This is a genomic window from Erythrobacter litoralis (assembly GCF_029760855.1).
GTDB classification, from domain to species: Bacteria; Pseudomonadota; Alphaproteobacteria; order Sphingomonadales; family Sphingomonadaceae; genus Qipengyuania; species Qipengyuania litoralis_A.
Window position 1 is genome coordinate 179,933 of record NZ_SOSI01000006.1, and the last position, 23,413, is coordinate 203,345.

The following is a 23,413-nucleotide window of genomic DNA, read 5'->3' on the forward strand; positions in this document are numbered from 1 at the left end:
CGCAAGTGAAGAAGGTCAGCGACCGATCAGCTTTTGCGCCATCCGGTCCGCCACCCGGTCCGGCGAAACACCGGTTTCGTCACTGGTGCGCCAGATATCGTTCAGCCGCTCGGGTATTTGCGCGATGCGGGCGCGCACCTCGTTGATGTCGCAGGGTGCCCCATCGGTCCGGCACAGATATTCGAGGGTGACCGAAATGATGCCGCCGGCATTGATGACGTAATCGGGTGCATAGAGGATGCCGCGCTCGGCTAGCATCGGTCCGTGTTCTTCGCGCTTCAACTGGTTGTTCGCGCCCCCTGCAACGATCTTGCAATCGAGCCTTCCGATGCCCTCTTCGTCAAGGATGGCACCCAGTGCGTTCGGGCTGAATACGTCGCATGGGACCGACATGATTGCTTCATGGCTTACCGTTTCGGCGCCGAGTTCGGCAGCGAGCGCTTGCGCCCGGTCGGCGTCGATGTCGGATAAGGTAAGCCGTGCGCCTTCCTTTGCGAGCAGACGCGCGACGCCGCCGCCGACACTGCCCGTTCCCTGAATAGCGACGTGTACACCTTCGACACTGTCCTTGCCGAGCTTGTGCTTAACCGCCGCCTTGATGCCGAGAAAAATCCCGAGCGCCGTGAACGGTCCGGGATCTCCACCCGCCGCATCGTTGCCCTCCGTCGGCAAGCCGGAAACATATTGTGTGCGCTGGGCCACCGCCGCCATGTCGGCTTCGGTGATGCCCACGTCTTCCGCCGTCACGTAACGTCCGCCGAGGCCATCGACAGCATCGGCGAAGGCGGCAAGCAGCTTTGGAGATTTGGTGCGCTTCTCGTCCGCGAGAATGACGGCCTTACCGCCCCCCATCGGCAACCCGGCCATCGCGTTCTTGTAGCTCATGCCGCGGCTCAGACGGAGCGCATCGCGCATCGCGTCCTTGGGTTCCGCATAATGCCAGAACCGCGTGCCGCCCGCGCCCGGGCCGAGATGGGTGGAATGCAAAGCGATGATCGCGGTCAGTCCGCTTTCAGGATCACGCACCAATTCGACCAGCTCGTGATCGTCGTAATCCGCTTCGGTCCAGAACGCCGTCATTGTCCGCAATCCCGCAAGTGTTTCATCTTCGGCGGCTGCATGACGGGAAAATGGGGCGATCGACGGGGTTCGAACCCGCGACCTCCGGTACCACAAACCGGCGCTCTAACCAACTGAGCTACGATCGCCACACGCCCCCGGACATGGCCGGGAAGGCGGCACATAGACGCGGGGCGGCGGGCGTCAACCCGCTTGGCGCGACGAAGGATGCGTGTTGCATAACAGGCCGAATGAGGGAAGCGAAAAAGCGTGAGAAGCAAGATACGCGCAATTATCTTTCGCCTCTTGCGAGAGACTTCACGCTGCCTATTGTTCGCGCGATGACCGGACCGGGCGAATCCTCTGCTTCGACACTGCTTGCCCATGCGGGTGTGCAGAAAGTGCCAACCGACAAGGCGCAAGTCTTCCAACTGCGCGATTTCATATCGCAAGATCAGTGTAGGCAGTTGATAGCTCTGGTCGAGAAGGATCGGCGCCCTTCCACCCTGGCCGATGAAGGCGACGACCGCTATTTCCGGACGAGCGAAACGTGCGACCTTTCAGCTGACGAGCCGGTCGTGCGCGAACTCGAACGCGCGCTGTACGAGTTGAACGGAATCGACCTTGCACATGGCGAGCCTTTGCAAGGACAGCGCTACGATGTCGGGCAGGAGTTCAAACCGCACTGCGATTATTTCAACCGCGGCGGACGTGACTGGGAAAAGTATTGCGGAGTCGCCGGTCAGCGTACCTGGACCTTCATGATCTACCTGAACGATGTCGAGGCAGGGGGTGCGACGCGGTTCAAAGCGTTAAAAAAGACGTTTCAGCCAGAAGCGGGAAAGCTCCTAGCCTGGAACAATTGGCGCGAGAACGGCGCGGAAAATCCGAACACGATTCATCATGGGATGAAGGTTCGAAAAGGCGTCAAATACGTACTGACCAAATGGTACCGCGAAAAGTCGTGGGGCTGGTGAAGCCCTGACAAGAAAAAGGCGGCCCCGCGAGGCCGCCTCTTTTTCAAAACTGTTAGCCGGATCAGCTCTTCTTGCCGCCCAGCTTAATGCCGCCGAAGCGCTTGTTGAACGCCGCCACGCGGCCGCCTTCCTGCATCTGACGTGTGCCACCGGTCCATGCCGGGTGGCTCGTCGGGTCGATTTCCAGCGTCAGCGTGTCGCCTTCCTTGCCCCAGGTGGAGCGCGTCTGGAATTCGGTGCCGTCGGTCATCTTGACGGTGATGGTGTGGTAGTCGGGATGCCCTTCGGCTTTCATGTCGAATATCCTTCTAGCTTCGGAGCGGTTCCGACCGATCCAGCTGTCGTTGGGAAAGGCGCGCGCTTAGCCGCGCGTAGCCCGAATTACAAGATCATTCCGGCGCGTCGGCAATCATCGCTGTGAACTGCACCTCACAGGTCACCTTGCCATCAACTGAAGCCTCGCCCGCGAACTTGCAGACACGGGCGCGCTTTTGAACGAATTCGGCCTTCAGATTGAGGAGGACGCCGGGCGTTACCGGGGCACGGAACTTCGCATTCTCGATCGCCATGAAGTAAACGAGCTTGCCGGATCCGGCCAAACCGAGGGACTCTACCGCGAGCACTCCGGCGGCCTGCGCCAAAGCTTCGATCTGCAACACGCCCGGCATGATCGGCGCGCCGGGAAAGTGCCCTTGGAAGAACTGCTCGTTGAAGCTGACCGCCTTGACGGCATGGATACGCTCGTCGGCGATCAGTTCGGCAACCCGGTCGACCAGCAGCAGGGGATAGCGATGCGGCAGGCGCTTCAGCACTTCGACGACGTCGAACCCGGTCTCGCTCATATCCCCTGCCCCCATCTTAAATCAGCGACCAGACGGTTGCGCGGCCGGCTGCTGGGTCTGGCCCTGCTGCGCGGCAACGGCCTGCTGCTGCGCGGCGGCGGCGGCGAGGCCCTGTATTTCCTGATACACGGCAACCGCATTGCGGCTCGGCTGGTAGTTCGCAGGCGGAGCGATCTGCACCGAAGGAACCCGGGCATCCATCGCCGTTACGACCTTCTGATTGATCGTCGCGGCCTGGGGCGCAAAAACGACCGAGTCGGGTGACAACAAAATTTGGATCGAGTTCTGCTGCACGACTTCCTGAATGACTGCAGGATACTGCTGGAGCATCTGGTCGATCGCGTAGACACGGGCGATTTCGATCTGTCCGCCGAGCTGTTCGATTTCCGTTTCAAGCTGACGGATCTGCGCGGCCTGCGGTGCGCTTTGCGCAGCCTGCTGCTCGGTCTGGTCGAACTGGCCATCGCCGTTCGTATCGAGCTGCTGCAGCAGGGTTTGGCGCTGCTGGGTCTTCTGCTGGATCTGAGTTGCCTGCGCCTGATAGGTCGTACCGATCTGCTGATAGGCGGAGCGGAACGCTGCCGTGCTCGCGATCACGCGAGGTGCATCGACGACAGCGATGTTGCCGCTGACCTGCGCTGCGGCAGGCGAAACCGAGACTGTGGCTGCACCGGCAAGCGCTGCGGCGGTAAGAGCTTTGGTGAGAAATTTCATCAGAATTGCGTTCCTACGTTGAAGGTTAGGACTTTGGTGTCATCGCCCTCTTGCTTCTTGATCACATGGGATAGATCGATCCTGAATGGACCGAAGGGCGAGTTCCAGTTGACGCCTACGCCAACCGAGATGCGCGGAGAGGCACTATCGCCATAAAACACTTCACGAAAAGCGGCGTTGCGATCAATGCTGGGCGCGTTGACGGTTCCGTCTGGTGCGACTTCGTTCGGCACATTTTCGAACTGGGGCACGCCACCAGCTACGATCTGGTTTCCGTTCGCATCCAGTCGCGGCTGGAGAAAGGCTGGTTGACCATTCACGAAGATACGCCGTCCATTGGGATTGTCTTCCAAGATCGGACGATCGACCGAAAACAGCGAACCCACGTCCAGCCAGATCGACGGACGCAGTCCCAGGCCCTGGGCACCCGACCCAAGAGGAATTTCGAGTTCGGCACGGCCCAGGTAGTACGCCTTGCCGCCTAACGCGTCGTCGAACTGACGCCGACCGCCCGCACCGTCGCGGAAATCCTCGAGGGACTGGAGGACCGGTGGTGTCGTAGGATCGCCATCGTCGTCGAGATAAGGCAACCGCACGACACGCGGACCGACGCCCCGGATCGCGAAGCCACGGAATTGCGGTTCTCCCAAGAAGAACCGATCGGTCAGGCGGACATCGTCGAAGCCCGGCGACGCAGTGTCTTCCAGAGCGCGAATGTACCCCCCTTCCAAGGCGAACGAGAGGATGAAATTCGATCCAAGGTTTTTGTACTTGGCGCCGCGCCCTCGCAAACGCGCATATTTCACATCGCCACCGAGACCGGCGACTTCCCCGGTAACCGATAGGGACTCGCCGCGTGTGGGCCGGAAGCTGCTATCGAGATTGTTGTAATTCAGGGTCAGGCCGACAATCGAACTCAGACGCTTGCCGACGGACTCGCAGACAAACCGTGTTGCAATACATTCGGGCTCGCCGTCGCCGTTGCGATCCTCGAAGAACGCATCGGCAATCGTGACTTCGTCGTAGTTGAGCGTGTAACTGCCGATGAGCGACATGTATTCGCTCAGCGGAACACCTGCCCGGATTGCACCACCCAACGTGGATTGCGCGTAGGTGCCGGTACCGCGGTTGAAGTAATCGTTGTCAAACTGGCGGTAATAAACGTCTGCACCCAGCGAGATATTGCGATCGAACAGATAAGGCTCGGAAAAGCTTGCCTGTGCCGATTTCGAAAACCGGGAATAATTGACGCTGAGCCCCACGGTCTGGCCACGCCCACGGAAGTTGCGCTGGCGGATCGAACCGGCAAGAATAAAGCTCTCGATCGAGGAGAACCCGGCCGACAGCTGCAATTCACCAGTCGGTTGCTCTTCGATGTTCGCTTCGAGAATGACCCGGTCGGGCGCACTGCCTTCGACCTGTGTAACCTCGAAATTTTCCTGGAAAAAGCCGAGGGATTTAATGCGTGCTTCGGACCGTTTGATGGCGAGGCTGTTGAACGCGTCGCCTTCGGATACGCGGAATTCGCGCCGTACGACCTTGTCCTGCGTCAGTGTGTTCCCGTTGACGTCGATCCGCTCGATATACACGCGCGGCGCTTCGCGAATGACGAAGGTTACATCCATCGTCTCGGTTTCGGGATTGCGCTGAAAGTTTGGCGCTACGTCGGCGAAGGCGTAGCCGAAGGTGCCGGCGAGCTCGGTCAACTGCTCGACCGTGTCTTCCACCGTTTTTGCGTTGTACCAATCGCCGGTTGCCATCGGCAGACGGCGCGTCATCGCGGCGCTGTCGAAGTCGCGCAGCTGGCTGTCCACGCTGACGTCGCCGAATTTGTAGCGTTCGCCTTCTTCGACAACGTAGGTGATGATGAAATCTTCGCGATCGGGCGTCAGCTCGGCCACGGCGGACACGACGCGGAAGTCGGCATAGCCTTCGGTCAGGTAGAAGGTTCGCAGCTGCTGCTGGTCGAAGGCGAGGCGATCGGGATCGTAGCTGGTGTTCGAGCTGAGGAAGCTCAGCAAACCGCCGGTCTGCTTGGTGACCATCTCGTCGCGCAGTTCACCGTCAGAGAACTTCTCGTTCCCAATAATATTGATCTGGCGGACCTTGGATTTCGGGCCTTCGTTGATCTCGAAGACCACATCGACGCGGTTCTGGCTGAGCTGCACCGATTGCGGCTCGACAGTGGCGGCAAAGCGGCCCTGCCGCTTGTAAAGCTCGATGATGCGAGCGACGTCCGCACGCACTTTGGAGCGGGTGAATATCTGTCGCGGAGCCAGCTTGATTTCGGGGACGATCTTGTCGTCCTTGATCCGCTCGTTTCCTTCGAGAATGATCCGGTTGATGACCGGATTCTCGACCACCGTAATCACAACATCGCCGCCCGTGTTCACCACGTTGTAGCTGGCGAAAAGTTCGGTCGCAGCGAGGTCTTTCAGAACCTGATCACCCACTGCCGCGCTCCAGCGATCGCCCGGACGAAGCTGGATGTAGGAAAGGATCGTCTGCGGCTCCAGCCGCTGCGCACCCGAAACGGCGATCGTGCGCACTACATCGCCTTGGGGAGCCGCCGTCGTCGGCGCGACGCCGACAGTCTGTGCCGGCGCCGCCTGGGCGGGTGTCGCATCCTGATCTTCCGTATCCTGCGCCATCAGCGGAGAGGAAAGGCCAGCCATGGCTGTTCCCGCCAGAAGGCCGATCATAAGCCGGGCAACGCGTGTTTCATTGCCCTTCGCGGCAGTCGCAAATCGAGTCATCGACAAGGAGGTTCCCGTCCACTTGTATCAAAAATCCGCGTCGGCATCAGCCGGGCGGTAACCCGCTGGCGGAGCGGTTCGCGCGCCCCCTGCACGAAGCGAGCCGTCCAATCAAGCGGAGCGACAGTCCCCCGAAGGCCGTCCCGCAGCTTTTTTCCGAGTCAGCTTCCGAAGAAGGGAAGCGTCACCAGATCGTTGATCGTCACGAAAACCATCAAGGCCAGAACGAGCGCAACGCCCGCCCGATAGGCGATTTCCGTGCTGCGAGCGCCAAGCGGTTTCCGGCGGACCGCTTCGGCCGCGTAGAAAGCAAGGTGCCCACCGTCGAGGGCGGGAATTGGCAGTAGGTTGATGAATGCCAAGTTAAGCGAAATCAGCGCGAGAAATTCGATGAATGGCAGCGGGCCTTGCGACAACCTTTCCCCGGAATACTTCGCGATCTTCACGGGTCCGCCCAGTTCCTGAACCGAGCGATCGCCGACCACAACCTGTCGTACACCCTCTATCATCATGCCGACGATGCGCAGATTCTCCTCGCCCGCCAAGGCGATTGAGCGGAGCGGCGCAACCGTTTCGAAGGTCGGCGCGGCACCCATGATGCCGAGCAGTCCTATACGTCCGCTGTTTCCATGCTCGTCGGTGAACGTGAAATCCTGGGTCACGAGATCGAATGAGCGCGCTTGCCCGTCCCGCTCCACCGCTATTGTCATAGGCTTGCCGGGATACAGGGCAACGCGATTGCGAATTTCGGTGAAATCCTCGATAGGCGCGCCGTCGATGGCAACGATCCGGTCGCCTGCCTCCAGCCCTGCGGTTTGCGCGACCGAATCCTCGGAAAACCCTCCGACGATAGGCGGCGCCACAGGCCTTCCGAACGCCATGAAAAATGCCGCGAAAATGGCGACGGCGATGAGAATGTTCGTCGCCGGCCCGGCGAACACGATCAGTGCGCGTTTCCACAGCGCAGCATGGTGAAAGTTGCCTTCCCGCTCCTCCGGCGGAACGGCGGCAATCTCGTCCTTATCCGGAATGCTTGCGGGGTTCATATCGCCTTTGAACTGGACGTAGCCGCCCAAGGGCAGCGCACTCAGCTTCCAGCGCGTCCCGCGCTTGTCCGTGAATCCGGCCAGTTCCTTGCCGAAACCGACCGAAAACGCTTCAGCATGCACGCCGAACCAGCGGCCGACGAGATAGTGGCCGAGTTCGTGCAAGGTCACCAGCGGCCCCAGCAAAAGCGGGAAGCCGAGGATATACATCCACCAAGGTATCGATCCGTCCACTCAGGCGTTCTCCAAGAATTCCTCCGCACGGCGCCGCGCTGCCGCGTCGATCTGGAGCACGTCGTCGAGCGATTGCGGAGCAGGCGGCCGGTTGCCGCGGGTCAACACATTCTCGACTAATACCGCAATGCGGGTGAACGGTAGGTTGCCTGCAAGGAATGCTGCCACCGCGACCTCGTTGGCTGCGTTCAGCACGGCGGGCGCCGCCCCGCCCTCGGCCGCCGCCTCCCGCGCCAGCCTCGTCGCGGGGAAACGCTCTTCGTCCGGTTCGAAGAAGCTCATTTCGCCGATTTTGGGAAGGTCCAGGGGCGAGCAAGGCGTCTCCATCCGCCGCGGCCAGGCGAGGCACGAGGCGATCGGCACGCGCATGTCGGACGGTCCCAGTTGCGCTAGCGTAGACCCGTCCCGATATTCGACCATGGAATGGATTATGCTTTGCGGATGCACCACGATGCGGATCTTCTCGAGCCCCACGGGAAACAGGTGATGCGCCTCGATCAGCTCGAGGCCCTTGTTGAACATCGTTGCGCTGTCGACACTGATTTTCGCACCCATGTCCCAATTGGGATGCGCCACCGCCTGCTCGGGCGTGACGGCGGATAAGTCCTGCACCGTGCGCAGCGGCCCGCCGCTTGCGGTAAGCGTGATCCAGCGGACATCGTCGATCCGCTCGCCCTGAAGGCACTGAAATATGGCGTTGTGCTCGGAATCGACCGGTAGCAGCGTCGCCCCGTGTTTTTCGACCGCCGCCGTCATGACTTCGCCTGCCGAAACAAGCGCTTCCTTGTTGGCGAGCGCCACCGTTCCACCCCGCTCGATCGCTGCCATGACCGGACCGAGCCCGGCACATCCAACGATTGCGGCCATCGTGATATCGGCGGGCCGTGCCGCCGCTTCGCACAATGCCGCCCTACCCGACGAGGCTTCAATACCGCTACCGGACAAAGCTTCTTCGAGGCCAACTAGACAGTTGTCGTCGGCAATAACGGCAATCTCGGCGTCGAATTCTCGCGCCAGCTTCGCTAGCTTTTCGACATCCGTGTTGGCCGTGAGCGCCGTGACGCGCCACGCATCGCGATTGCGGCGAACAAGATCGAGCGTGGACGTACCCACCGAACCCGTGGCGCCGAGAATGGATATGGACCGCACGCTCACAGCACGGTCCCAAGAAGGCCGCTTAGAAGGATAACTGGGATCAGACCGTCGGTCCGGTCGAAGACGCCGCCGTGCCCCGGGATAAGGTTCGAACTGTCCTTCATGTGTGCTTTACGTTTCAGCCAGCTTTCGAAAAAATCGCCCGATTGGGCGGCAACTGCGACGATGGCACCGGTCGCAATCAGCGGTAACACCGAGAAGGTAACGCCGAAACCTCCCGGAAAGGCGAGGTATTTCAGCCAAATATAGGCCCAGAGGCTGGCTCCGACGATACCGCCTAGAAGGCCTGCCCAAGTCTTGGACGGGCTGATTTTGGGTGCAATCTTTGGCCCGCCCAGTGTACGCCCGAACCCGTAAGCGAAACTGTCGACGAAGATAACCGCGCCGACCACCCCTGCGATAATGCTCAGCGGATACGCCGACAACAGGAAGCCTGCTGCTCCGACATAGGCCAGTCCGAACGCCAGACCGACGATCCGCCAAATCGGCTGCACCGTCGCGCGCCACACCAGCCGCGCGAACTCGCCTAAGGTGGCGATGGCGACCAGCCAGATGAAACCGCTGAGCCAGACCCCGCCCGCCCACAACGCCGCACTGGCGATGGCGAGCATGACGAGGGCCGAGGCGACGCGTTTGGGAAGGTCCGATGTGCGAACCGCTAAGGGAACCCTGACATAACGCTTCGCACGCGCCTTCAGGCGATCCCGTTTGCGTTCGGGTTCGATTCTTTCAGCGTCCGCCAAAGCGTCGCTCCCGCCCGGAGAAATGATCGAGCGCGTCGCGAAGATGGTCGGGCGTGAAATCCGGCCACAGAACGTCGGTAAACAGCATCTCGGCATAGGCCGATTGCCAGAGCAAGAAGTTCGAGAGCCGGACTTCGCCGCTGGTACGGATAAGAAGGTCGAGCGGCGGCAGATCCGCAGTGTAGAGATGGTTCGCGAGGCTGCGCTCGGTAATGTCGCCAGCCTCTGCCGCTGCGCGCGCCGCCGCGACGATTTCGGCTTGCCCGCCGTAATTGAGCGCAACTGCCAAAGTCCGCGTACCATCCGCGGTGCGTCGCAGCGCATCTTCGAGCATTTCGACGATATCGGGTTCAAGCGATTGCCAATCGCCGATAATTTTTAGACGGACATCGTGTTCGAGAAATTCAGGCAGGTCCGATTTTATGAACCGGCGCATGAGGTCCATCAGATCGTCGACCTCTTCCTCTGGCCGCTTCCAGTTTTCCGAGCTGAAGGCGTAAAGCGTCAGACATTCGAGCTCGATGGACTGCAACGACCGCACAAGCGCGCGCACGGCTTCCACGCCTTTTCTATGCCCCATCGCGCGAGGCAGGTGGCGTTTCTTTGCCCAGCGGCCATTGCCGTCCATGATGATGGCGACATGGCGGGCGCGTGCGTCAGCCATCGGCTCTTCCGTTCGTAAAGGGCGTGGACGCCCTCACTGCGTGAGGATTTCCTGCACCTTCTTCTCTACCGCCACATCTGTCTCGGCGACGTATTTGTCAGTCAGCTTCTGGACCTCGTCTTCCGAACGCTTGCGCTCGTCCTCGGAGATATCCTTTGCCTTCTCGTCGTCCTTCAGCGCTTCCATTCCATCACGCCGCACATTGCGTATGGCGATCTTGGCCTTCTCGCCGTATTCGCCGGCGAGCTTGGCCAAATCCTTGCGCCGCTCCTCGGTCAGATCGGGCATCGGGAGGCGAATAGTCTGCCCATCTTGCATCGGGTTGAGACCGAGATTGGCCTTCGCAATACCCTTCTCGACCGCACTGACATTCGCTTTGTCCCACACCTGCACACTGAGCATACGCGGTTCGGGCGCGGAGACCGTCGCCACTTGGTTCAACGGCATCATCGCACCGTAGACTTCGACAGCGACGGGATCGAGCAGACTGGTATTCGCTCGACCCGTGCGCAGGCCGGACAGATCGCCCTTGAGGCTTTCGACCGCCCCCTTCATCCGTCGTTCGATGTCGGCCTTGTCGTATTTCGCCATATCCGGTTCCCTCTCAATTCGTATCGCTTTGCACTATCGTCTGAACGCCCTCGCCCGCAAGTACCCGAGCAAGATTGCCCTTCTCGCGGATCGAAAACACGACGATCGGAATATCGTTATCGCGGCATAGGGCTACCGCCGTAGCGTCCATCACCTTGAGATTGTCGGCGAGGACACGGTCGTAACTCACGGAATCAAAACGCTTGGCCTGGGCATTCTTCTTCGGGTCGCTATCGTACACGCCATCGACGCTGGTACCCTTTAGCAGCGCATCGCACTTCATTTCGGCTGCGCGCAATGCGGCGCCGGTGTCGGTCGTGAAATAAGGCGCGCCCACCCCGGCCGCAAAAATCACGATGCGGCCTTTTTCCAGGTGCCGCTCGGCGCGGCGCCGGATGACGGGCTCGCATACCTGATCCATCTGGATGGCGGACTGTACCCGCGTCGGCACGCCGATCTGCTCGAGTGCGCTTTGCATGGCCAGGGCATTCTTCACCGTGGCGAGCATGCCCATGTAATCGGCCTGCGCCCGGTCCATGCCCTGTGCCGCGCCCGAAATTCCGCGAAAGATGTTGCCGCCGCCGATGACGAGGCAGATTTCCAACCCGCCCTCTTTCGCCGTCTTCACTTCCTGCGCCAATTCGTTGACGAAGGCGGGATCGATCCCAAACGGCTGATCACCCATTAGTACCTCGCCCGACAATTTCAGGAGGACGCGGTTCATCTTGGGCAGGGTCATGAGACGATGGCTTCCGGACGTGACGTGGGTAGCGGCTCCCTTAGCGGCGAAGGTGTTTGCGCGCAAAGGGAAAGGGTCGATAGGCCGCCCCGATCATAATCAAAGCGACCGTTTTCGAAAACCAACGAACCTCTTCAATTCATTGAGTTTTCACTCGACACCGACTCCGGAGTTTCCGTATCGACGTTTTCAGGATCGGTTTGCAGCAGGCCGTCTTCTGCGGGGTTCATTCCGGTTGGGCTGGATCCCTCTTCGCCGGGTACAACCGCATCGTTCGTCATGTCGGCGGTGTCGCTTCCATCGATCGGCTCGCCACAGGCGGACAACGACAACGCCAAGGGAAGTGCGGCGATAAGTGGGAATTTGTTCATGAAAAAATCTCCGTAGGGTTCGCGTTGGAAATGAGAACCCGACCGCGATGTTCCGCGCCGCGTGGAAGGTGCATGCGAAAACGGCCGCCGAACCGAAGTCCGGCGGCCGCATAAGCCAGTAGAGCGGATGGGCTCAGGCGCCGCGCGTGGCGGCCACTTCGGCCGCGAAGTCGCTTTCTTCCTTCTCGATGCCTTCGCCGAGCTGGAAGCGGACATAGTCCACCAGTTCGACCTTGGCGCCAACATCCTTGCTGGCCTGCTCGACGACCTGCGAAATCGGGGTCTTGTTGTCGATTACGTAGATCTGGCTGAGCAGCGCGTTTTCCTTGGCGTATTTGCCGACCGCACCTTCGACCATCTTTTCCTGCACGTTTTCCGGCTTGCCGCTTTCGGCGGCCTTTTCCTTGGCGATCGCACGTTCGCGCTCGATCACTTCGGCGTCGAGGCCATCGGCAGTCAGCGCTTGCGGGAAAGCGGCTGCAATGTGCATGCCCAGCTTCTTGCCAAGCTCTTCAAGCTTCGCCTTGTCGCCTTCGCTTTCCAGCGCGACGAGCACGCCGATCTTACCGAGGTCAGGTGCGACGGCATTGTGCATGTACGGCACGATCACGCCGTTGTTGACGGAGACCGTCTTGATCCGGCGAATCTGCTGGTTTTCACCAATCGTGGCGACGTTATCGGTCAGCTTGTCGGAGACGCTACCGCCGTCGGGATAGTCGGCGCTCTTCAGCGCATCGACATCATCGCCAGTCTTCAGTGCGGTCTGCGTAACCTTGCGGACGAAATCCTGAAACTTGTCGTTCTTGGCGACGAAGTCGGTTTCCGAGTTGACTTCGACGGAAACGCCCTTGGTGTCTTCGACGGCAATACCGACGAGACCTTCGGCCGCGGTCCGACTCGATTTCTTCTGGGCGGTGGCGAGCCCCTTGGCGCGCAATGCGTCGACCGCGGCTTCGATATCGCCGTTCGAGCTTTCGAGCGCCTTCTTGGCGTCCATCATGCCCGCGCCGGTCTTTTCGCGCAGGGCTTTCACGTCAGCGGCAGTGAATGCAGCCATCATAAATTCCTTCATTCAAATAAATATGCCGGCACCGGATCGGCGGCTGGCGCGATCCGGTGCCTGGGCGTCAATCGTGACAGGCGCATGACGCGCCCGAGAGGGTTCAGGCTGCGGCTTCTTCCGGCGGATTTTCCATCGCACCGACATCCTGGCCCGAATCACCGGCACCCTCGCCCTTGCCCGAACGCGCAGCCTGGCCGATCGCATCGCAATAAAGCTTCACGGCGCGGCTGGCGTCGTCATTGCCCGGAATCGGGAAGGCGATGCCGCTGGGATCGACGTTGGTATCGAGCACCGCGACAACTGGTATGCCAAGCACGTTGGCCTCCTTGATCGCAAGGTCTTCCTTGTTGGCGTCGATCACGAACATCACGTCGGGAATGCCGCCCATGTTGCGAATGCCGCCGAGCGACATTTCCAGCTTGTCACGCTCGCGCGTCAGCTGAAGCGTTTCCTTCTTGGTCAGGCCCTGCATGTCGCCGGCGAGCTGCTCGTCGAGGGTTTTGAGACGTTTGATCGACTGGCTGATCGTCTTCCAGTTGGTGAGCATGCCGCCCAGCCAGCGATGATTGACGAAGTGCTGTCCCGAAGCGAGCGCGGCTTCACGGATCGCATCCTGCGCTTGGCGCTTAGTGCCGACAAACAGCACCTTGCCGCCCGAACGCGCGGTCTGCGAAACGAAGTCGAGGGCACGTGCGAACAAGGGCACAGTCTGCGACAGGTCGAGAATGTGGACACCGTTTCGCGCGCCGAAAATATACGGCTTCATACGCGGATTCCAGCGGTGGGTCTGGTGGCCGAAATGTGCGCCGGCCTCGATCAATTCCTGCATCGTGACGGTAGGTGCCGCCATAACGTAATTCCTTTCCGGTTATGCCTCTGAAAAGCTGGAACCCGAATGTGCGGAGAACCCCGCGACGGGCACCGGTATGAGCGCCTTCCATGTGGATTTTTGCCGAATGACCCACGCCGCTTGGCGCCATCAGGACTTCCGACGCGCGGCCTCTAGCGAAAACGACGGGATTTGGCCAGCCCCTCAATAAAGCTAAATTATACGGAAAACGACCTGCGTCCGGCTTGACACCAAAGAACAGAACGTGAACAAGGATCAGAGCGGAAACAAACCTATTGTCCGCAAGTTATCCACAGCAGTTGCCGGTCTTGTCAACGGGCAGCGTTCTAAGGAATTCACGATGTTGGCCACTCTCGCTTTCGGTCTCGTTCTCATCGGCGCAATCGCTGCCTTCGCCGTTATCGCGGATAGCGGACTGCGCAGCTGGTCGGCCCTCCAAGCCATGCGGTTCGACCATAACGAGCAGGCGAAGGCTGTTTCGGTTAGCGTTAAACGGCGATCGATCGCGCAGCGTAGTTCGACCTACCGACCCCTCGGAAACTTCTCGGTTACGCAGCGCGCCGCCTGACTCGGCGATATTTCAGCAAGGTCGTTGGTAGCAGGACAAGATAACCGACACCGATCGCGCTGAGCGTCCACCATGGCTCGACGAGCAAAGCGGCAAATACGATCCCCACGAACGCGAGCAGCTCGAGCCGTACCCCCCTGCGTGGGCGCAGCGAGCCCCAACTCGGCGTCGCCATGTTCGAAATCATCAGCGCCGCCACGCCGGCCAGCCAGATGCCGACCAAGAGCGGCTCACGAAATAAGTCGATGTCAGTTGCGCGCCATAGATAGAACGGGAGAAAAGCCAGCCCCGCGCCGAGCGGTGCCGGCACCCCGGTCAGAAAGCCGAGGGATTTATGCGGCTGGTTCTTCGTATCGATTTGCGCATTGAACCGCGCGAGCCGTAAGGCGCAGCAGATCGCAAGCGCAAGGGCTGCGAACCAACCCAGTCGCGGTTCGGCCGAGAGCGACCACAGGTAAATGATGATGGCTGGCGCGGTACCGAAGCTGAGCGAATCGGCCAGACTGTCGAGCTCCGCCCCGAATCTGGATTGCGCCTTCAGGGCCCGCGCGATTCTTCCATCCGCCCCATCCAGCAATCCCGCAACGATGATCGCCACAGCGGCGGCATCCCACGCGCCCGAGATCGCGAAGCGTATGCCGGTCAGGCCCGAACACAGGGCCGCGGCGGTAACAGCATTCGGCAACATTGTGCGCAGCGAAAGCCCCCGAACCTTGCCGATGACGGGCGGTTCGTCCTCGGCCGCCTTCGGTCCGAGCCGAGCGGGAATCTCGTCATCGTAGGGATCGTTCGGATTGCTCGTCATTGCGAAACCCCTTCGAGATGCTGCTGCTGGCCGATCCGGGCCAATACGGTTTCTCCGGCGACGACCTTCTGGCCGAGCATCACCGCACTATCGGTTCCGGCAGGAAGATATGTATCGACGCGGCTGCCGAACCGGATAAGCCCGATCCGCTGCCCCGCCCCCACCATATCGCCCGGCTTCACGAATGGAACGATGCGCCGAGCGATGAAACCTGCAATTTGGGTAAAGCCGATCCGAACGCCATCGTTCCGCTCGACGAGAATATGCTGACGCTCGTTATCCTCGCTGGCCTTGTCCAAGTCGGCGTTCAGAAACTGCCCGGGAATGTAGACCACACGCGTCACCGTTCCGGCCAGTGGTGTGCGATTGATATGCACGTCGAACACCGAGATGAAAATCGATACGCGCGTAACCCGCTCCGCCGCCAATCCGGCACGACCGCTGCCATCGTCCGTCGTCAATTCGTGCGGCGGCTCCACCTCCGCGATCTGTGTCACCTCGCCATCGGCTGGAGCGAGAATGGCTGCCGGGTCCTGCGGAACGATGCGTTCGGGATCGCGGAAGAAGGCGAAGATGCACAGCGACAGGAACGCCATCGGCCATGCCAGCGTCTCCCAAGCGAACAGCGCGAACAGAAGCGACAAGGCGAGCGCCGCGAGGCCGAATTTACGCCCTTCGGGATGGATGGAGGGGAGCCCGGAACCGGACGGACCGCGCCCGTGATTGTCGAGAATGTCCCCTGCCATCGGCCCGCTCTAAGCCCGTCACCTCATCCGAACAAGCCTTGCCGCTCGATCACCCGGCTTTGCGTACGAAAACGGTGCCCGCTGAATAGCCCGCGCCGAAGCTGCAGATAAGGCCCGTATCGCCTCTGGAAAGGTCCTTGTTATTAAGGTGAAACGCGATGATCGAGCCCGCACTCGACGTGTTGCCATACGTATCCAGCACCGTCGGGCTCTCGTCGTCGTTCGCTTCGTGGCCCAGCACGCGCTGCGCGATCAGGCGGTTCATCCCCGCATTCGCCTGATGGAGCCAGAGCCGCCGGAGACCTTGCGGATCGATGTCCAGCCGCTCGGCTTCGTCGAGGATCAATTGCGCCACCATCGGCACGACTTCCTTGAACACCTTGCGCCCTTCCTGAACGAACAGCTTATCGGCCGCTCCTTCCCCTTGGGGCGAAGCGCGGTTGAGGAAGCCGAAATTGTTTCGGATGTTGTTTGAAAACACGGTCTTTAGTTTTGTGCCGAGGATGTCCCAATGAGCGGCAGGCGCGAGCGAGACCTCCTCCACCAGTACAGCCGTCGCAACGTCGCCGAAGATGAAATGACTGTCGCGGTCGCGCCAATTGAGATGGCCGCTGGTAATCTCGGGGCTGACGACCAGGACGCTCTTTGCATTGCCTGATCGGATGTAATCCGCCGCGGTCTGGATGCCGAAGGTCGCGGAGGAGCAGGCCACATTCATGTCGAACCCGAAGCCGTCGATCCCCAGCGCCTGCTGGATTTCGATTGCCATGGCAGGATAGGGACGCTCCATATTCGAAGCGGCGCACAGCACGGCATCGACATCGGCTGCATCCCGCCCCGCCCGCTCCATGGCTTCGCGCGCAGCCTTCACGCCGATCTCGGCAAGAATGGAAAGCTCATCGTTGGAGCGCTCAGCCCAACGCGGCGCCATAATGTCGGGATCCAGCACCGGCTCCTTCGACATCACATGCCGCGCCTTGATGCCGCTCGCCTTCTCGATGAATTCGACCGAGCTTTCAGTCAGCGCCTCGACCTTGCCCGCGTCGATATCTTCCGCATTCTTCGCATTCTCGCGGCGCACATACTCGTTGAAACTGGCGACCAGTTCCTCGTTAGTGATCGAGTGTTCGGGGGTGAACAGGCCGGTAGCGGAAATAACCGCGTGGCCGGAATGCTTAGGATCGGACATCGCGCCGGATTAGTCCCCCGATTGCCACCCGACAAGCCCGGTCTACGTTCGATCGACTATGTGAGGCGGGTGGTGGACAGGGCTGGATTCGAACCAGCGTACGCTTGCGCGGGCAGATTTACAGTCTGCTGCCTTTAACCACTCGGCCACCTGTCCACACCGGCTCGCCTTGCGTCATACGCGAGAAATGCGGGAGGGCTGGTAAGCGCTCCCGGCCGAGAGGCGCCCCTTTGGCGAAGCGGCGCTTGCCTGTCAATGCCCGCACTGGCAGGAGCGCGCCCTCAATCGAATTTCGAGGACTACGATGGCGAAGGGCGAGCGCAAGCGCGCATTACGAGGGCGTGCCGGTCGGATGAAGGGCGGTCGCGGAAGCGGGCGTGCGAGCGCCGGCGCCGTGCGCCTGTGGGGCCGGCATGCAGTGGAGGCCGCCCTGCTCAATCCGGAACGCAAGCATCGCAAATTATGGGCGACGCGCGAGGGGATTGCCTCGCTTGACGGAGAATTGCCGGCAGACTTCCCGCTAGAATATGCGGAGGTGACCGATTTGGCGCGGCTCGTGGCGAAGGATGCGCCGCATCAGGGCCTCGTGCTGGAATGCGATCCGCTCGAGGATGTGTATCTGGACGAAGTGCTCGGTGGCGATCCAGCCCGGCCGATCGTCGTTCTCGACCAGGTAACCGATCCGCACAATGTCGGCGCCATAATGCGTTCAGCCGTGGCGTTCGGGGCGGCGGCGGTGGTTACTCAGGACCGTCATGCACCGACCGAAGGGGGCGTGCTTGCAAAGTCCGCTTCCGGGGCGCTCGAAAAATTGCCATGGGTCCGGGTCGTCAATCTTGCCCGGGCGATGGAAGAGATGGCGGGCGCCGGATACTGGTGCCTCGGCCTTAGCGGCGAGGCCGAAACAACGCTTGCCGACGCCCTCCCCGCCGGCCCGGTAGCGCTGGTGCTGGGTGCGGAAGGCGAAGGCATGCGCCAGAACATCGAAGGGCATTGCGATGCCATCGCGAAATTGCCGATCGCCGATGCGATAGAGAGCCTCAATGTCTCGAACGCGGCAGCCATCGCGCTTTATGCTGCAGCAACTCGGCGTTTGTCCGAATAAAAAGGCCGCGCCGGATTATCCGACGCGGCCTTTATCCTTAGCTTGGAAGGTTGAGACGGGTCTTAGTTGACCGCATCCTTGAGGCCCTTGCCGGCCTTGAATTTCGGCTGGTTCGACGCCTTGATCGTCATCGGTTCGCCGGTACGCGGATTGCGGCCGGTGGAGGCTTTCCGCTTGGCGACCGAGAACGTACCGAAGCCGACGAGACGAACTTCGTCGCCGTTCGAGAGCGTCTTGCTGATCGAATCAAAGACCGCTTCGACCGCGGCCGATGCATCGTTCTTGGACAGGCCGCTGCTTTCGGAGACGGAGCTGATCAGGTCGTTCTTGTTCATCGTGAAAGGTACCCCCTTGGATATGATGTGCAAAATATCGAGAATCGCATTTGCGAAGGCCGGAATTGAGAGACTTTTGCCCGACCTGTCAAAGGCCTATTGGGCCAAAAAGCCCTGTTTTTCGGACATATCGCGGAGTAAGGCCCATCCACCTCGACTTGCAATGTCGAATTTATGCAACGATCCCTCAGTGCGCAGTCGCGGCGCCGCTTTGCGGTAATTGTCCGTAGACCGGCTGGCTTGCGATATCGTCTGCCTCAGTCCATTCGATCGGTGCGGGGAGCGCCGTAAGCGCGCGTTCCAGCACCTCGTCGACGTGGCCGACCGGCACGATCTCGAGGCCTTCCTTGGCATTGGCCGGTATTTCGGCGAGATCCTTCACGTTCTCTTCCGGAATGAGGACAGTCTTGATGCCGCCACGGAGCGCCGCGAGCAGCTTCTCTTTCAATCCGCCGATTGCCAGCACGCGGCCACGCAACGTGACTTCACCGGTCATAGCGACATCGGGTCGCACGGGTATGCCCGCCAGCGTAGAGACGATGGAAGTTACCATGCCGATGCCCGCACTCGGCCCATCTTTCGGCACCGCCCCTTCGGGCAGGTGGATATGGATGTTCTTGCGCTGAAAGATGCTCGGTTTGATGCCATAGGCCGGCGCGCGTGCCTTCACGAAACTGAAGGCCGCGGCGACGCTCTCATTCATCACCTCGCCGAGCTTGCCAGTCGTTTTGATCTCGCCCTTGCCCGGCGTGGTCACACTCTCGATCGTCAGCAATTCCCCGCCGACTTCGGTCCAGGCAAGTCCGGTTACCGCACCGACCTGCGCCTCTTCCTCGCCCATGCCGTGCTTGAATTTCCGCACGCCGGCAAAGTCGGCAAGGTTTTCGGCAGTGATCGAAACGCTTTCGGTCTCCTTCTCCAGGATTTTGCGAAGCGATTTGCGCGCCAGCTTGGCGAGTTCGCGCTCCAGGGTGCGCACACCGGCCTCGCGGGTATAATAGCGAATAAGATCACGGAGGCCGTCTTCGGACAGCGAAAACTCGCCATCCTTCAGGCCATGATCGGCGACCTGCTTGGGCAGGAGATGCCGGGTCGCGATCTCGACCTTCTCGTCTTCCGTATATCCTTCTAAGCGGATGATCTCCATCCGGTCGAGAAGCGGTTGCGGAAGGTTCAGGCTGTTCGCCGTGGTAACGAACATGATGTCGCTCAGGTCGATATCCAGCTCGAGATAGTGATCCTGGAACTTGCTGTTCTGTTCGGGATCGAGAACTTCGAGCAGCGCCGATGCGGGATCGCCGCGGAAATCTTGACCGAGCTTGTCGATCTCATCGAGCAGGAAGAGCGGGTTGCTCTTGCCAGCCTTACGCAGATTGGTGACGATCTTACCGGGTAGCGAGCCGATATAGGTGCGCCGGTGCCCGCGTATCTCCGCTTCGTCACGTACGCCGCCGAGCGATTGGCGGATGAACTCGCGCCCCGTGGCCTTGGCGATGCTCTTGCCGAGCGAGGTCTTGCCGACCCCGGGCGGGCCGACGAGACACAGGATCGGGCCTTTCAGCTTGTTGGTTCGCGCCTGGACCGCGAGAGATTCAACGATCCGGTCCTTCACCTTTTCGAGCGCATAATGATCCTCGTCGAGCACGCGCTGCGCTTCGCCGATATCCTTCTTCACCTTGCTCTTCTTGCCCCACGGCAAATCGAGCAATACGTCGAGATAATTGCGGATGACGGTCGCCTCGGCGCTCATCGGCTGCATTGCCTTGAGCTTCTTGAGTTCGCTTTCCGCCTTCTTGCGCGCTTCCTTCGAAAGCTTGGTCTTGCCGATTTTTTCGGTCAGTTCGGCGATCTCGTTGCCGCCGTCCTCGTCGCCATCGCCGAGTTCGTTCTGGATCGCCTTCAGCTGTTCGTTGAGGTAATATTCACGCTGAGTCTTCTCCATCTGCCGCTTCACGCGGCCACGGATCCGGCGCTCGACTTGGAGCACGGAAAGCTCGCCCTCCATGAAAGACATGACCATTTCGAGTCGCTTCAGCGGATCGCGTTCGACCAGCAAAGCCTGTTTGTCGGAGACTTTCGCAGCGACCGCACCGGCAATCGTATCAGCCAGTTCGCCCGCATCGTCGATCTCGCGCAGCTGTTCCTGTGCATCGTCACCAACCTTTTTGTTGAGCTTCGCATACTCGCCGAACTGCTCGACGATCTGGCGCATCATCGCGGTAACTTCGCTGCCCGAGGCGGCAGGCTCATCGATCATCTCGACGCTGGCGGCGATATAATTCTCGCGCTCGTCCAACGAAGCGAGCTTGGCGCGGTCCTGACCTTCCACCAGCACACGTACCGTGCCGTCCGGCAGCTTGAGCAATTGAAGCACCTGCGCGACGACGCCGATGTCATAGAGATCTGCAGCCACAGGATCGTCGCAACCAGGATCGAGCTGCGATAGAAGGAAGATATCCTTGGAGCCTTCCATTGCCGCTTCAAGCGCGGCTACGGACTTATCTCGGCCGACGAAAAGCGGCACGACCATGCCGGGAAACACGACAATGTCGCGCAAGGGAAGAAGGGGGTATGTCTCGTTCATATTCCGTCCAGTGGCGGCCGCATTACCGCATTATCTGGAGGGAATATGGGGAGCGCCCCCGGCTTTCGCAACGCAGCGAAGCCGATTGACGGGGGACAGCGACGCGCCGCTTACATGCCGGGGAGGTTGAACCCCGGCGGCAGGCCCATGCCGCCCTGAATGTTCTGCATTTCCTCGGCAGACTTGCGGTCGGCCTTATCGCGCGCATCGTTGAAAGCCGCAGTGACAAGGTCTTCCAACATCTGCTTCTCGTCCGGCTTCATCATGCTGTCGTCGATCGCAACGCCGATGATCCGGCCCCGCGCCGTCGCGCGGACCTTGACCAAGCCGCCGCCGGCGCTGCCTTCGACTTCGATCGTGTCGAGCTTGGCCTGAGCCTCGCCCATCTGGGTCTGGATCTGTTCGGCTGCCTTCTGTGCGGCGGCGATCATTTCTTCCATCGATTTCATGCGTTTCTACTCCATGGGATTTCGCGCCGGCGCGGGGGCGTCTCGGCGCCGTCTTCGATCAATTCGGCATCGGGGAAGGCGGCGAACGTCGCCTTCACAAGAGGGTGTTCGCGCAAGGCCGCTTTCGCCTGTTCGCGCTCAGCTTGCTGGATCTCGACCAGCGATGGCGACGCCGCGGCGGGATCGCCGGTTTCGACCTGCCAGTTCTCACCCGTCACCAAGCGCAGCGCATCGCGAAGGATAGGCTCGATCTTGTCCGAATACCGCGCAGCCCGCGAATAGACGAGGTGCCCTTTTTCAACCGTAATCGGGCGGACCTGCAACCGCATGATGCTCGCCGCCTGTAGTTGACCGGCGGCATCGACCCGTTCGACCAGTTCGGCCCAATCAAGCGCCTTCGATGTTTCACCCCCACCCTCGCCAGCCTGGATGCTTGGCGTACCGCCGCCGTTCGCTGCGATCTCTTCCAGCCGCTTCGCCAGTCTGCCGGGATCGGGCAGGTTTGCGGCGTGAAGCACACGCAGCAGCGCCATTCGTGCCGACACCAGCGGATCGGGTGCCTGGCGGACTTCCTCGTGACCCTTGAGCAGCAATTGCCACAGGCGATGAACCTGACCGACATCCAGTCGCTCGGCCCAATCGGCAATCTGTTCGCGTTCTTCCGCGGACAGTGCATCGACCTCGCCGCCTGCGACCTGCGCCAGCGCGATCCGGTGGGTCAAATCCATCAGCGAACGCATCAGCGCGAGAGGCTCCACGCCGAGCGCATACTGATTGTCCACCGCTGCAAGCACCGCCTTCGCGTCACCGCCGAGGATATGGCCGAGAAGCCGTCGCTGCGCCCCACGGTCGGCGAGGCCGAGCATGTCGCGCACCCGCTCCGCCGTGACCATGCTGCCGCTGTCCATATCGGCATGGGCGATCGCCTGGTCGAGGATCGAAAGCCCGTCGCGCACCGAACCCTCGGCCGCATTGGCAATGATGTTAAGTGCCTCGTCCTCCGCCTCAACTTTTTCCTTCCGGCAAATTTCGGCGAAGTGCCCTTCCAGCAATTCGACCGGAATGCGCCGCAGATCGAAGCGCTGCGTCCGGCTGAGCACAGTCACCGGCAGCTTCTCCACCTCGGTCGTGGCGAAAAGGAATTTCACATGCGCCGGCGGCTCTTCCAGCGTCTTGAGCAACGCATTGAACGCATTACGGCTGAGCATGTGGACTTCGTCGATGATGTAAATCTTGTAGCGCGCCGACACGGCGGAATAGCGCACCGCCTCGATGATCTCGCGCACATCGTCGACGCCGGTGTGGCTCGCGGCGTCCATCTCGATCACATCGATGTGGCGGCCCTCGGCGATCGCCCGACATGGCTCGCAAACGCCGCAAGGGCTAATGGTCGGTCCGCCCTCCCCGTCCGGCCCGATGCAGTTCAATGCTTTGGCAATCAGCCGCGCGGTCGAAGTCTTGCCCACCCCGCGTACGCCGGTCATCAAGAAAGCATGCGCCAACCGGTCACGCGCGATAGCATTGGCGAGGGTCCGCACCATTGCATCCTGCCCGATCAGTTCGGCAAAGGTTTGCGGGCGATACTTGCGGGCGAGCACGCGATAGGGCTGCGCGGCGGGCGGCGCTTCGGCGGCCTGCTTTTCCAAGGTTTCGGAGCGGACTGGCTTCTCGGCCTCTGCATGCTCTGGCGCAGCGCCGAACATCGCGGCTTGACCGGCATCTTCCAACTCGGCGGTGCTGGGCGCGTCATCCTCCGCAGGTTCGTTCGCCCACGGAAGACCGTCTGGATTGTCCGGTGAATCACCCATGCAATGCTAGGTAGGGCGTC

At 60.9% G+C, this 23,413-nt stretch carries 24 protein-coding genes and 2 tRNA genes; 3 read left to right on the forward strand and 23 right to left on the reverse strand.

Annotation, left to right across the window (positions count from 1 at the left end):
* Positions 1 to 15 precede the first annotated feature (15 nt).
* Entirely contained in the window at positions 16 to 1,080 is a 1,065-nt protein-coding gene (locus E3U23_RS12400; protein ID WP_279351593.1) for a Leu/Phe/Val dehydrogenase, read from the reverse strand.
* Between the two features lie 51 nt (positions 1,081 to 1,131).
* A tRNA-His gene (locus tag E3U23_RS12405) sits at positions 1,132 to 1,208 on the reverse strand.
* A gap of 192 nt (positions 1,209 to 1,400) precedes the next feature.
* On the opposite strand from E3U23_RS12405, the gene E3U23_RS12410 reads away from it, so the two are divergent.
* Positions 1,401 to 2,036, forward strand: a complete 636-nt coding sequence (locus tag E3U23_RS12410; protein WP_279351594.1) for a prolyl hydroxylase family protein — start codon at positions 1,401 to 1,403, stop codon at positions 2,034 to 2,036.
* Positions 2,037 to 2,097: 61 nt separating this feature from the next.
* On the opposite strand, the gene rpmE is transcribed toward E3U23_RS12410, so the two are convergent.
* From rpmE to rpsB, 13 genes are all read right to left on the reverse strand, one after another.
* Complete coding sequence (gene rpmE / locus E3U23_RS12415) at positions 2,098 to 2,331, reverse strand: 50S ribosomal protein L31 (protein ID WP_279351595.1); 234 nt, start codon at positions 2,329 to 2,331, stop codon at positions 2,098 to 2,100.
* 94 nt (positions 2,332 to 2,425) lie between these two features.
* A complete protein-coding gene (gene fabZ / locus E3U23_RS12420; RefSeq protein WP_279351596.1) occupies positions 2,426 to 2,878 on the reverse strand; it encodes a 3-hydroxyacyl-ACP dehydratase FabZ in 453 nt (150 codons plus the stop codon).
* Positions 2,879 to 2,899: 21 nt separating this feature from the next.
* A complete protein-coding gene (locus tag E3U23_RS12425; protein ID WP_279351598.1) occupies positions 2,900 to 3,592 on the reverse strand; it encodes an OmpH family outer membrane protein in 693 nt (230 codons plus the stop codon).
* The gene (bamA, locus tag E3U23_RS12430; protein ID WP_431732687.1) at positions 3,592 to 6,348 is read right to left on the reverse strand and encodes an outer membrane protein assembly factor BamA; all 2,757 of its coding nucleotides are present in this window, start codon (positions 6,346 to 6,348) and stop codon (positions 3,592 to 3,594) included. The genes E3U23_RS12425 and bamA overlap by 1 nt, the downstream gene beginning before the upstream one ends.
* A gap of 161 nt (positions 6,349 to 6,509) precedes the next feature.
* Positions 6,510 to 7,628: an RIP metalloprotease RseP gene (gene rseP / locus E3U23_RS12435; protein ID WP_347710022.1), complete on the reverse strand. Its 1,119-nt coding sequence runs from the start codon at positions 7,626 to 7,628 to the stop codon at positions 6,510 to 6,512.
* The gene (gene dxr / locus E3U23_RS12440; RefSeq protein ID WP_279351627.1) at positions 7,629 to 8,777 is read right to left on the reverse strand and encodes a 1-deoxy-D-xylulose-5-phosphate reductoisomerase; all 1,149 of its coding nucleotides are present in this window, start codon (positions 8,775 to 8,777) and stop codon (positions 7,629 to 7,631) included. It abuts the gene before it with no gap.
* 2 nt (positions 8,778 to 8,779) lie between these two features.
* On the reverse strand, positions 8,780 to 9,526 hold the full coding sequence (locus E3U23_RS12445; RefSeq protein ID WP_279351599.1) for a phosphatidate cytidylyltransferase: 747 nt from the start codon (positions 9,524 to 9,526) through the stop codon (positions 8,780 to 8,782).
* Entirely contained in the window at positions 9,513 to 10,190 is a 678-nt protein-coding gene (gene uppS, locus E3U23_RS12450) for a polyprenyl diphosphate synthase (RefSeq protein ID WP_279351600.1), read from the reverse strand. The genes E3U23_RS12445 and uppS overlap by 14 nt, the downstream gene beginning before the upstream one ends.
* Before the next feature lie 33 nt (positions 10,191 to 10,223).
* Positions 10,224 to 10,781, reverse strand: a complete 558-nt coding sequence (gene frr / locus E3U23_RS12455; protein WP_279351601.1) for a ribosome recycling factor — start codon at positions 10,779 to 10,781, stop codon at positions 10,224 to 10,226.
* Between the two features lie 13 nt (positions 10,782 to 10,794).
* Positions 10,795 to 11,520, reverse strand: coding sequence for a UMP kinase (gene pyrH, locus E3U23_RS12460; RefSeq protein ID WP_279351602.1), 726 nt, complete (start codon positions 11,518 to 11,520; stop codon positions 10,795 to 10,797).
* Positions 11,521 to 11,654: 134 nt separating this feature from the next.
* A complete protein-coding gene (locus E3U23_RS12465; RefSeq protein ID WP_279351603.1) occupies positions 11,655 to 11,891 on the reverse strand; it encodes a hypothetical protein in 237 nt (78 codons plus the stop codon).
* 133 nt (positions 11,892 to 12,024) lie between these two features.
* Positions 12,025 to 12,948 carry a translation elongation factor Ts gene (gene tsf, locus E3U23_RS12470; protein WP_279351604.1) on the reverse strand — a complete coding sequence of 308 codons (924 nt, stop codon included), beginning with the start codon at positions 12,946 to 12,948 and terminating at the stop codon, positions 12,025 to 12,027.
* 106 nt (positions 12,949 to 13,054) lie between these two features.
* A complete protein-coding gene (gene rpsB / locus E3U23_RS12475) occupies positions 13,055 to 13,804 on the reverse strand; it encodes a 30S ribosomal protein S2 (RefSeq protein WP_279351605.1) in 750 nt (249 codons plus the stop codon).
* A gap of 340 nt (positions 13,805 to 14,144) precedes the next feature.
* On the opposite strand from rpsB, the gene E3U23_RS12480 reads away from it, so the two are divergent.
* Positions 14,145 to 14,372 carry a hypothetical protein gene (locus E3U23_RS12480; RefSeq protein ID WP_279351606.1) on the forward strand — a complete coding sequence of 76 codons (228 nt, stop codon included), beginning with the start codon at positions 14,145 to 14,147 and terminating at the stop codon, positions 14,370 to 14,372.
* Here E3U23_RS12480 and E3U23_RS12485 read toward each other — a convergent pair.
* The 4 genes from E3U23_RS12485 to E3U23_RS12500 form a co-directional block, all read right to left on the reverse strand.
* On the reverse strand, positions 14,353 to 15,177 hold the full coding sequence (locus E3U23_RS12485; RefSeq protein ID WP_279351607.1) for a CDP-alcohol phosphatidyltransferase family protein: 825 nt from the start codon (positions 15,175 to 15,177) through the stop codon (positions 14,353 to 14,355). The genes E3U23_RS12480 and E3U23_RS12485 overlap by 20 nt on opposite strands.
* Positions 15,174 to 15,923, reverse strand: coding sequence for a phosphatidylserine decarboxylase (locus E3U23_RS12490; RefSeq protein ID WP_279351608.1), 750 nt, complete (start codon positions 15,921 to 15,923; stop codon positions 15,174 to 15,176). The genes E3U23_RS12485 and E3U23_RS12490 overlap by 4 nt, the downstream gene beginning before the upstream one ends.
* A 49-nt stretch (positions 15,924 to 15,972) precedes the next feature.
* On the reverse strand, positions 15,973 to 17,112 hold the full coding sequence (locus tag E3U23_RS12495) for a beta-ketoacyl-ACP synthase III (protein WP_279351609.1): 1,140 nt from the start codon (positions 17,110 to 17,112) through the stop codon (positions 15,973 to 15,975).
* A 70-nt stretch (positions 17,113 to 17,182) separates the two neighbouring features.
* Positions 17,183 to 17,268: transfer RNA gene (locus E3U23_RS12500), tRNA-Tyr, on the reverse strand.
* Positions 17,269 to 17,416: 148 nt separating this feature from the next.
* On the opposite strand from E3U23_RS12500, the gene rlmB reads away from it, so the two are divergent.
* Entirely contained in the window at positions 17,417 to 18,217 is an 801-nt protein-coding gene (rlmB, locus tag E3U23_RS12505; RefSeq protein WP_279351610.1) for a 23S rRNA (guanosine(2251)-2'-O)-methyltransferase RlmB, read from the forward strand.
* Positions 18,218 to 18,279: 62 nt separating this feature from the next.
* Here rlmB and E3U23_RS12510 read toward each other — a convergent pair whose 3' ends face one another.
* From E3U23_RS12510 to E3U23_RS12525, 4 genes are all read right to left on the reverse strand, one after another.
* Positions 18,280 to 18,552, reverse strand: coding sequence for an HU family DNA-binding protein (locus tag E3U23_RS12510; RefSeq protein ID WP_279351611.1), 273 nt, complete (start codon positions 18,550 to 18,552; stop codon positions 18,280 to 18,282).
* A gap of 187 nt (positions 18,553 to 18,739) precedes the next feature.
* A complete protein-coding gene (gene lon, locus E3U23_RS12515) occupies positions 18,740 to 21,136 on the reverse strand; it encodes an endopeptidase La (RefSeq protein ID WP_279351612.1) in 2,397 nt (798 codons plus the stop codon).
* Positions 21,137 to 21,246: 110 nt separating this feature from the next.
* Entirely contained in the window at positions 21,247 to 21,585 is a 339-nt protein-coding gene (locus E3U23_RS12520) for a YbaB/EbfC family nucleoid-associated protein (RefSeq protein WP_279351613.1), read from the reverse strand.
* Complete coding sequence (locus E3U23_RS12525) at positions 21,582 to 23,393, reverse strand: DNA polymerase III subunit gamma/tau (protein WP_279351614.1); 1,812 nt, start codon at positions 23,391 to 23,393, stop codon at positions 21,582 to 21,584. The genes E3U23_RS12520 and E3U23_RS12525 overlap by 4 nt, the downstream gene beginning before the upstream one ends.
* Between the last annotated feature and the right edge of the window lie 20 nt (positions 23,394 to 23,413).

Excerpts from the sequence above, each read along its gene's own strand:
- tsf (WP_279351604.1), bottom strand. The coding sequence starts at position 12,948 with ATGGCTGCATTCACTGCCGCTGACGTGAAAGCCCTGCGCGAAAAGACC.
- frr (WP_279351601.1), bottom strand. The coding sequence starts at position 10,781 with ATGGCGAAATACGACAAGGCCGACATCGAACGACGGATGAAGGGGGCG.
- E3U23_RS12520 (WP_279351613.1), bottom strand. The coding sequence starts at position 21,585 with ATGAAATCGATGGAAGAAATGATCGCCGCCGCACAGAAGGCAGCCGAA.
- fabZ (WP_279351596.1), bottom strand. The coding sequence starts at position 2,878 with ATGAGCGAGACCGGGTTCGACGTCGTCGAAGTGCTGAAGCGCCTGCCG.
- lon (WP_279351612.1), bottom strand. The coding sequence starts at position 21,136 with ATGAACGAGACATACCCCCTTCTTCCCTTGCGCGACATTGTCGTGTTT.
- E3U23_RS12400 (WP_279351593.1), bottom strand. The coding sequence starts at position 1,080 with ATGACGGCGTTCTGGACCGAAGCGGATTACGACGATCACGAGCTGGTC.
- bamA (WP_431732687.1), bottom strand. The coding sequence starts at position 6,348 with ATGACTCGATTTGCGACTGCCGCGAAGGGCAATGAAACACGCGTTGCC.
- rlmB (WP_279351610.1), top strand. The coding sequence starts at position 17,417 with ATGGCGAAGGGCGAGCGCAAGCGCGCATTACGAGGGCGTGCCGGTCGG.
- E3U23_RS12485 (WP_279351607.1), bottom strand. The coding sequence starts at position 15,177 with ATGACGAGCAATCCGAACGATCCCTACGATGACGAGATTCCCGCTCGG.
- rpmE (WP_279351595.1), bottom strand. The coding sequence starts at position 2,331 with ATGAAAGCCGAAGGGCATCCCGACTACCACACCATCACCGTCAAGATG.
- E3U23_RS12425 (WP_279351598.1), bottom strand. The coding sequence starts at position 3,592 with ATGAAATTTCTCACCAAAGCTCTTACCGCCGCAGCGCTTGCCGGTGCA.
- E3U23_RS12480 (WP_279351606.1), top strand. The coding sequence starts at position 14,145 with ATGTTGGCCACTCTCGCTTTCGGTCTCGTTCTCATCGGCGCAATCGCT.
- E3U23_RS12465 (WP_279351603.1), bottom strand. The coding sequence starts at position 11,891 with ATGAACAAATTCCCACTTATCGCCGCACTTCCCTTGGCGTTGTCGTTG.
- E3U23_RS12525 (WP_279351614.1), bottom strand. The coding sequence starts at position 23,393 with ATGGGTGATTCACCGGACAATCCAGACGGTCTTCCGTGGGCGAACGAA.
- E3U23_RS12410 (WP_279351594.1), top strand. The coding sequence starts at position 1,401 with ATGACCGGACCGGGCGAATCCTCTGCTTCGACACTGCTTGCCCATGCG.
- E3U23_RS12510 (WP_279351611.1), bottom strand. The coding sequence starts at position 18,552 with ATGAACAAGAACGACCTGATCAGCTCCGTCTCCGAAAGCAGCGGCCTG.
- E3U23_RS12495 (WP_279351609.1), bottom strand. The coding sequence starts at position 17,112 with ATGTCCGATCCTAAGCATTCCGGCCACGCGGTTATTTCCGCTACCGGC.
- pyrH (WP_279351602.1), bottom strand. The coding sequence starts at position 11,520 with ATGACCCTGCCCAAGATGAACCGCGTCCTCCTGAAATTGTCGGGCGAG.
- E3U23_RS12490 (WP_279351608.1), bottom strand. The coding sequence starts at position 15,923 with ATGGCAGGGGACATTCTCGACAATCACGGGCGCGGTCCGTCCGGTTCC.
- rpsB (WP_279351605.1), bottom strand. The coding sequence starts at position 13,804 with ATGGCGGCACCTACCGTCACGATGCAGGAATTGATCGAGGCCGGCGCA.
- uppS (WP_279351600.1), bottom strand. The coding sequence starts at position 10,190 with ATGGCTGACGCACGCGCCCGCCATGTCGCCATCATCATGGACGGCAAT.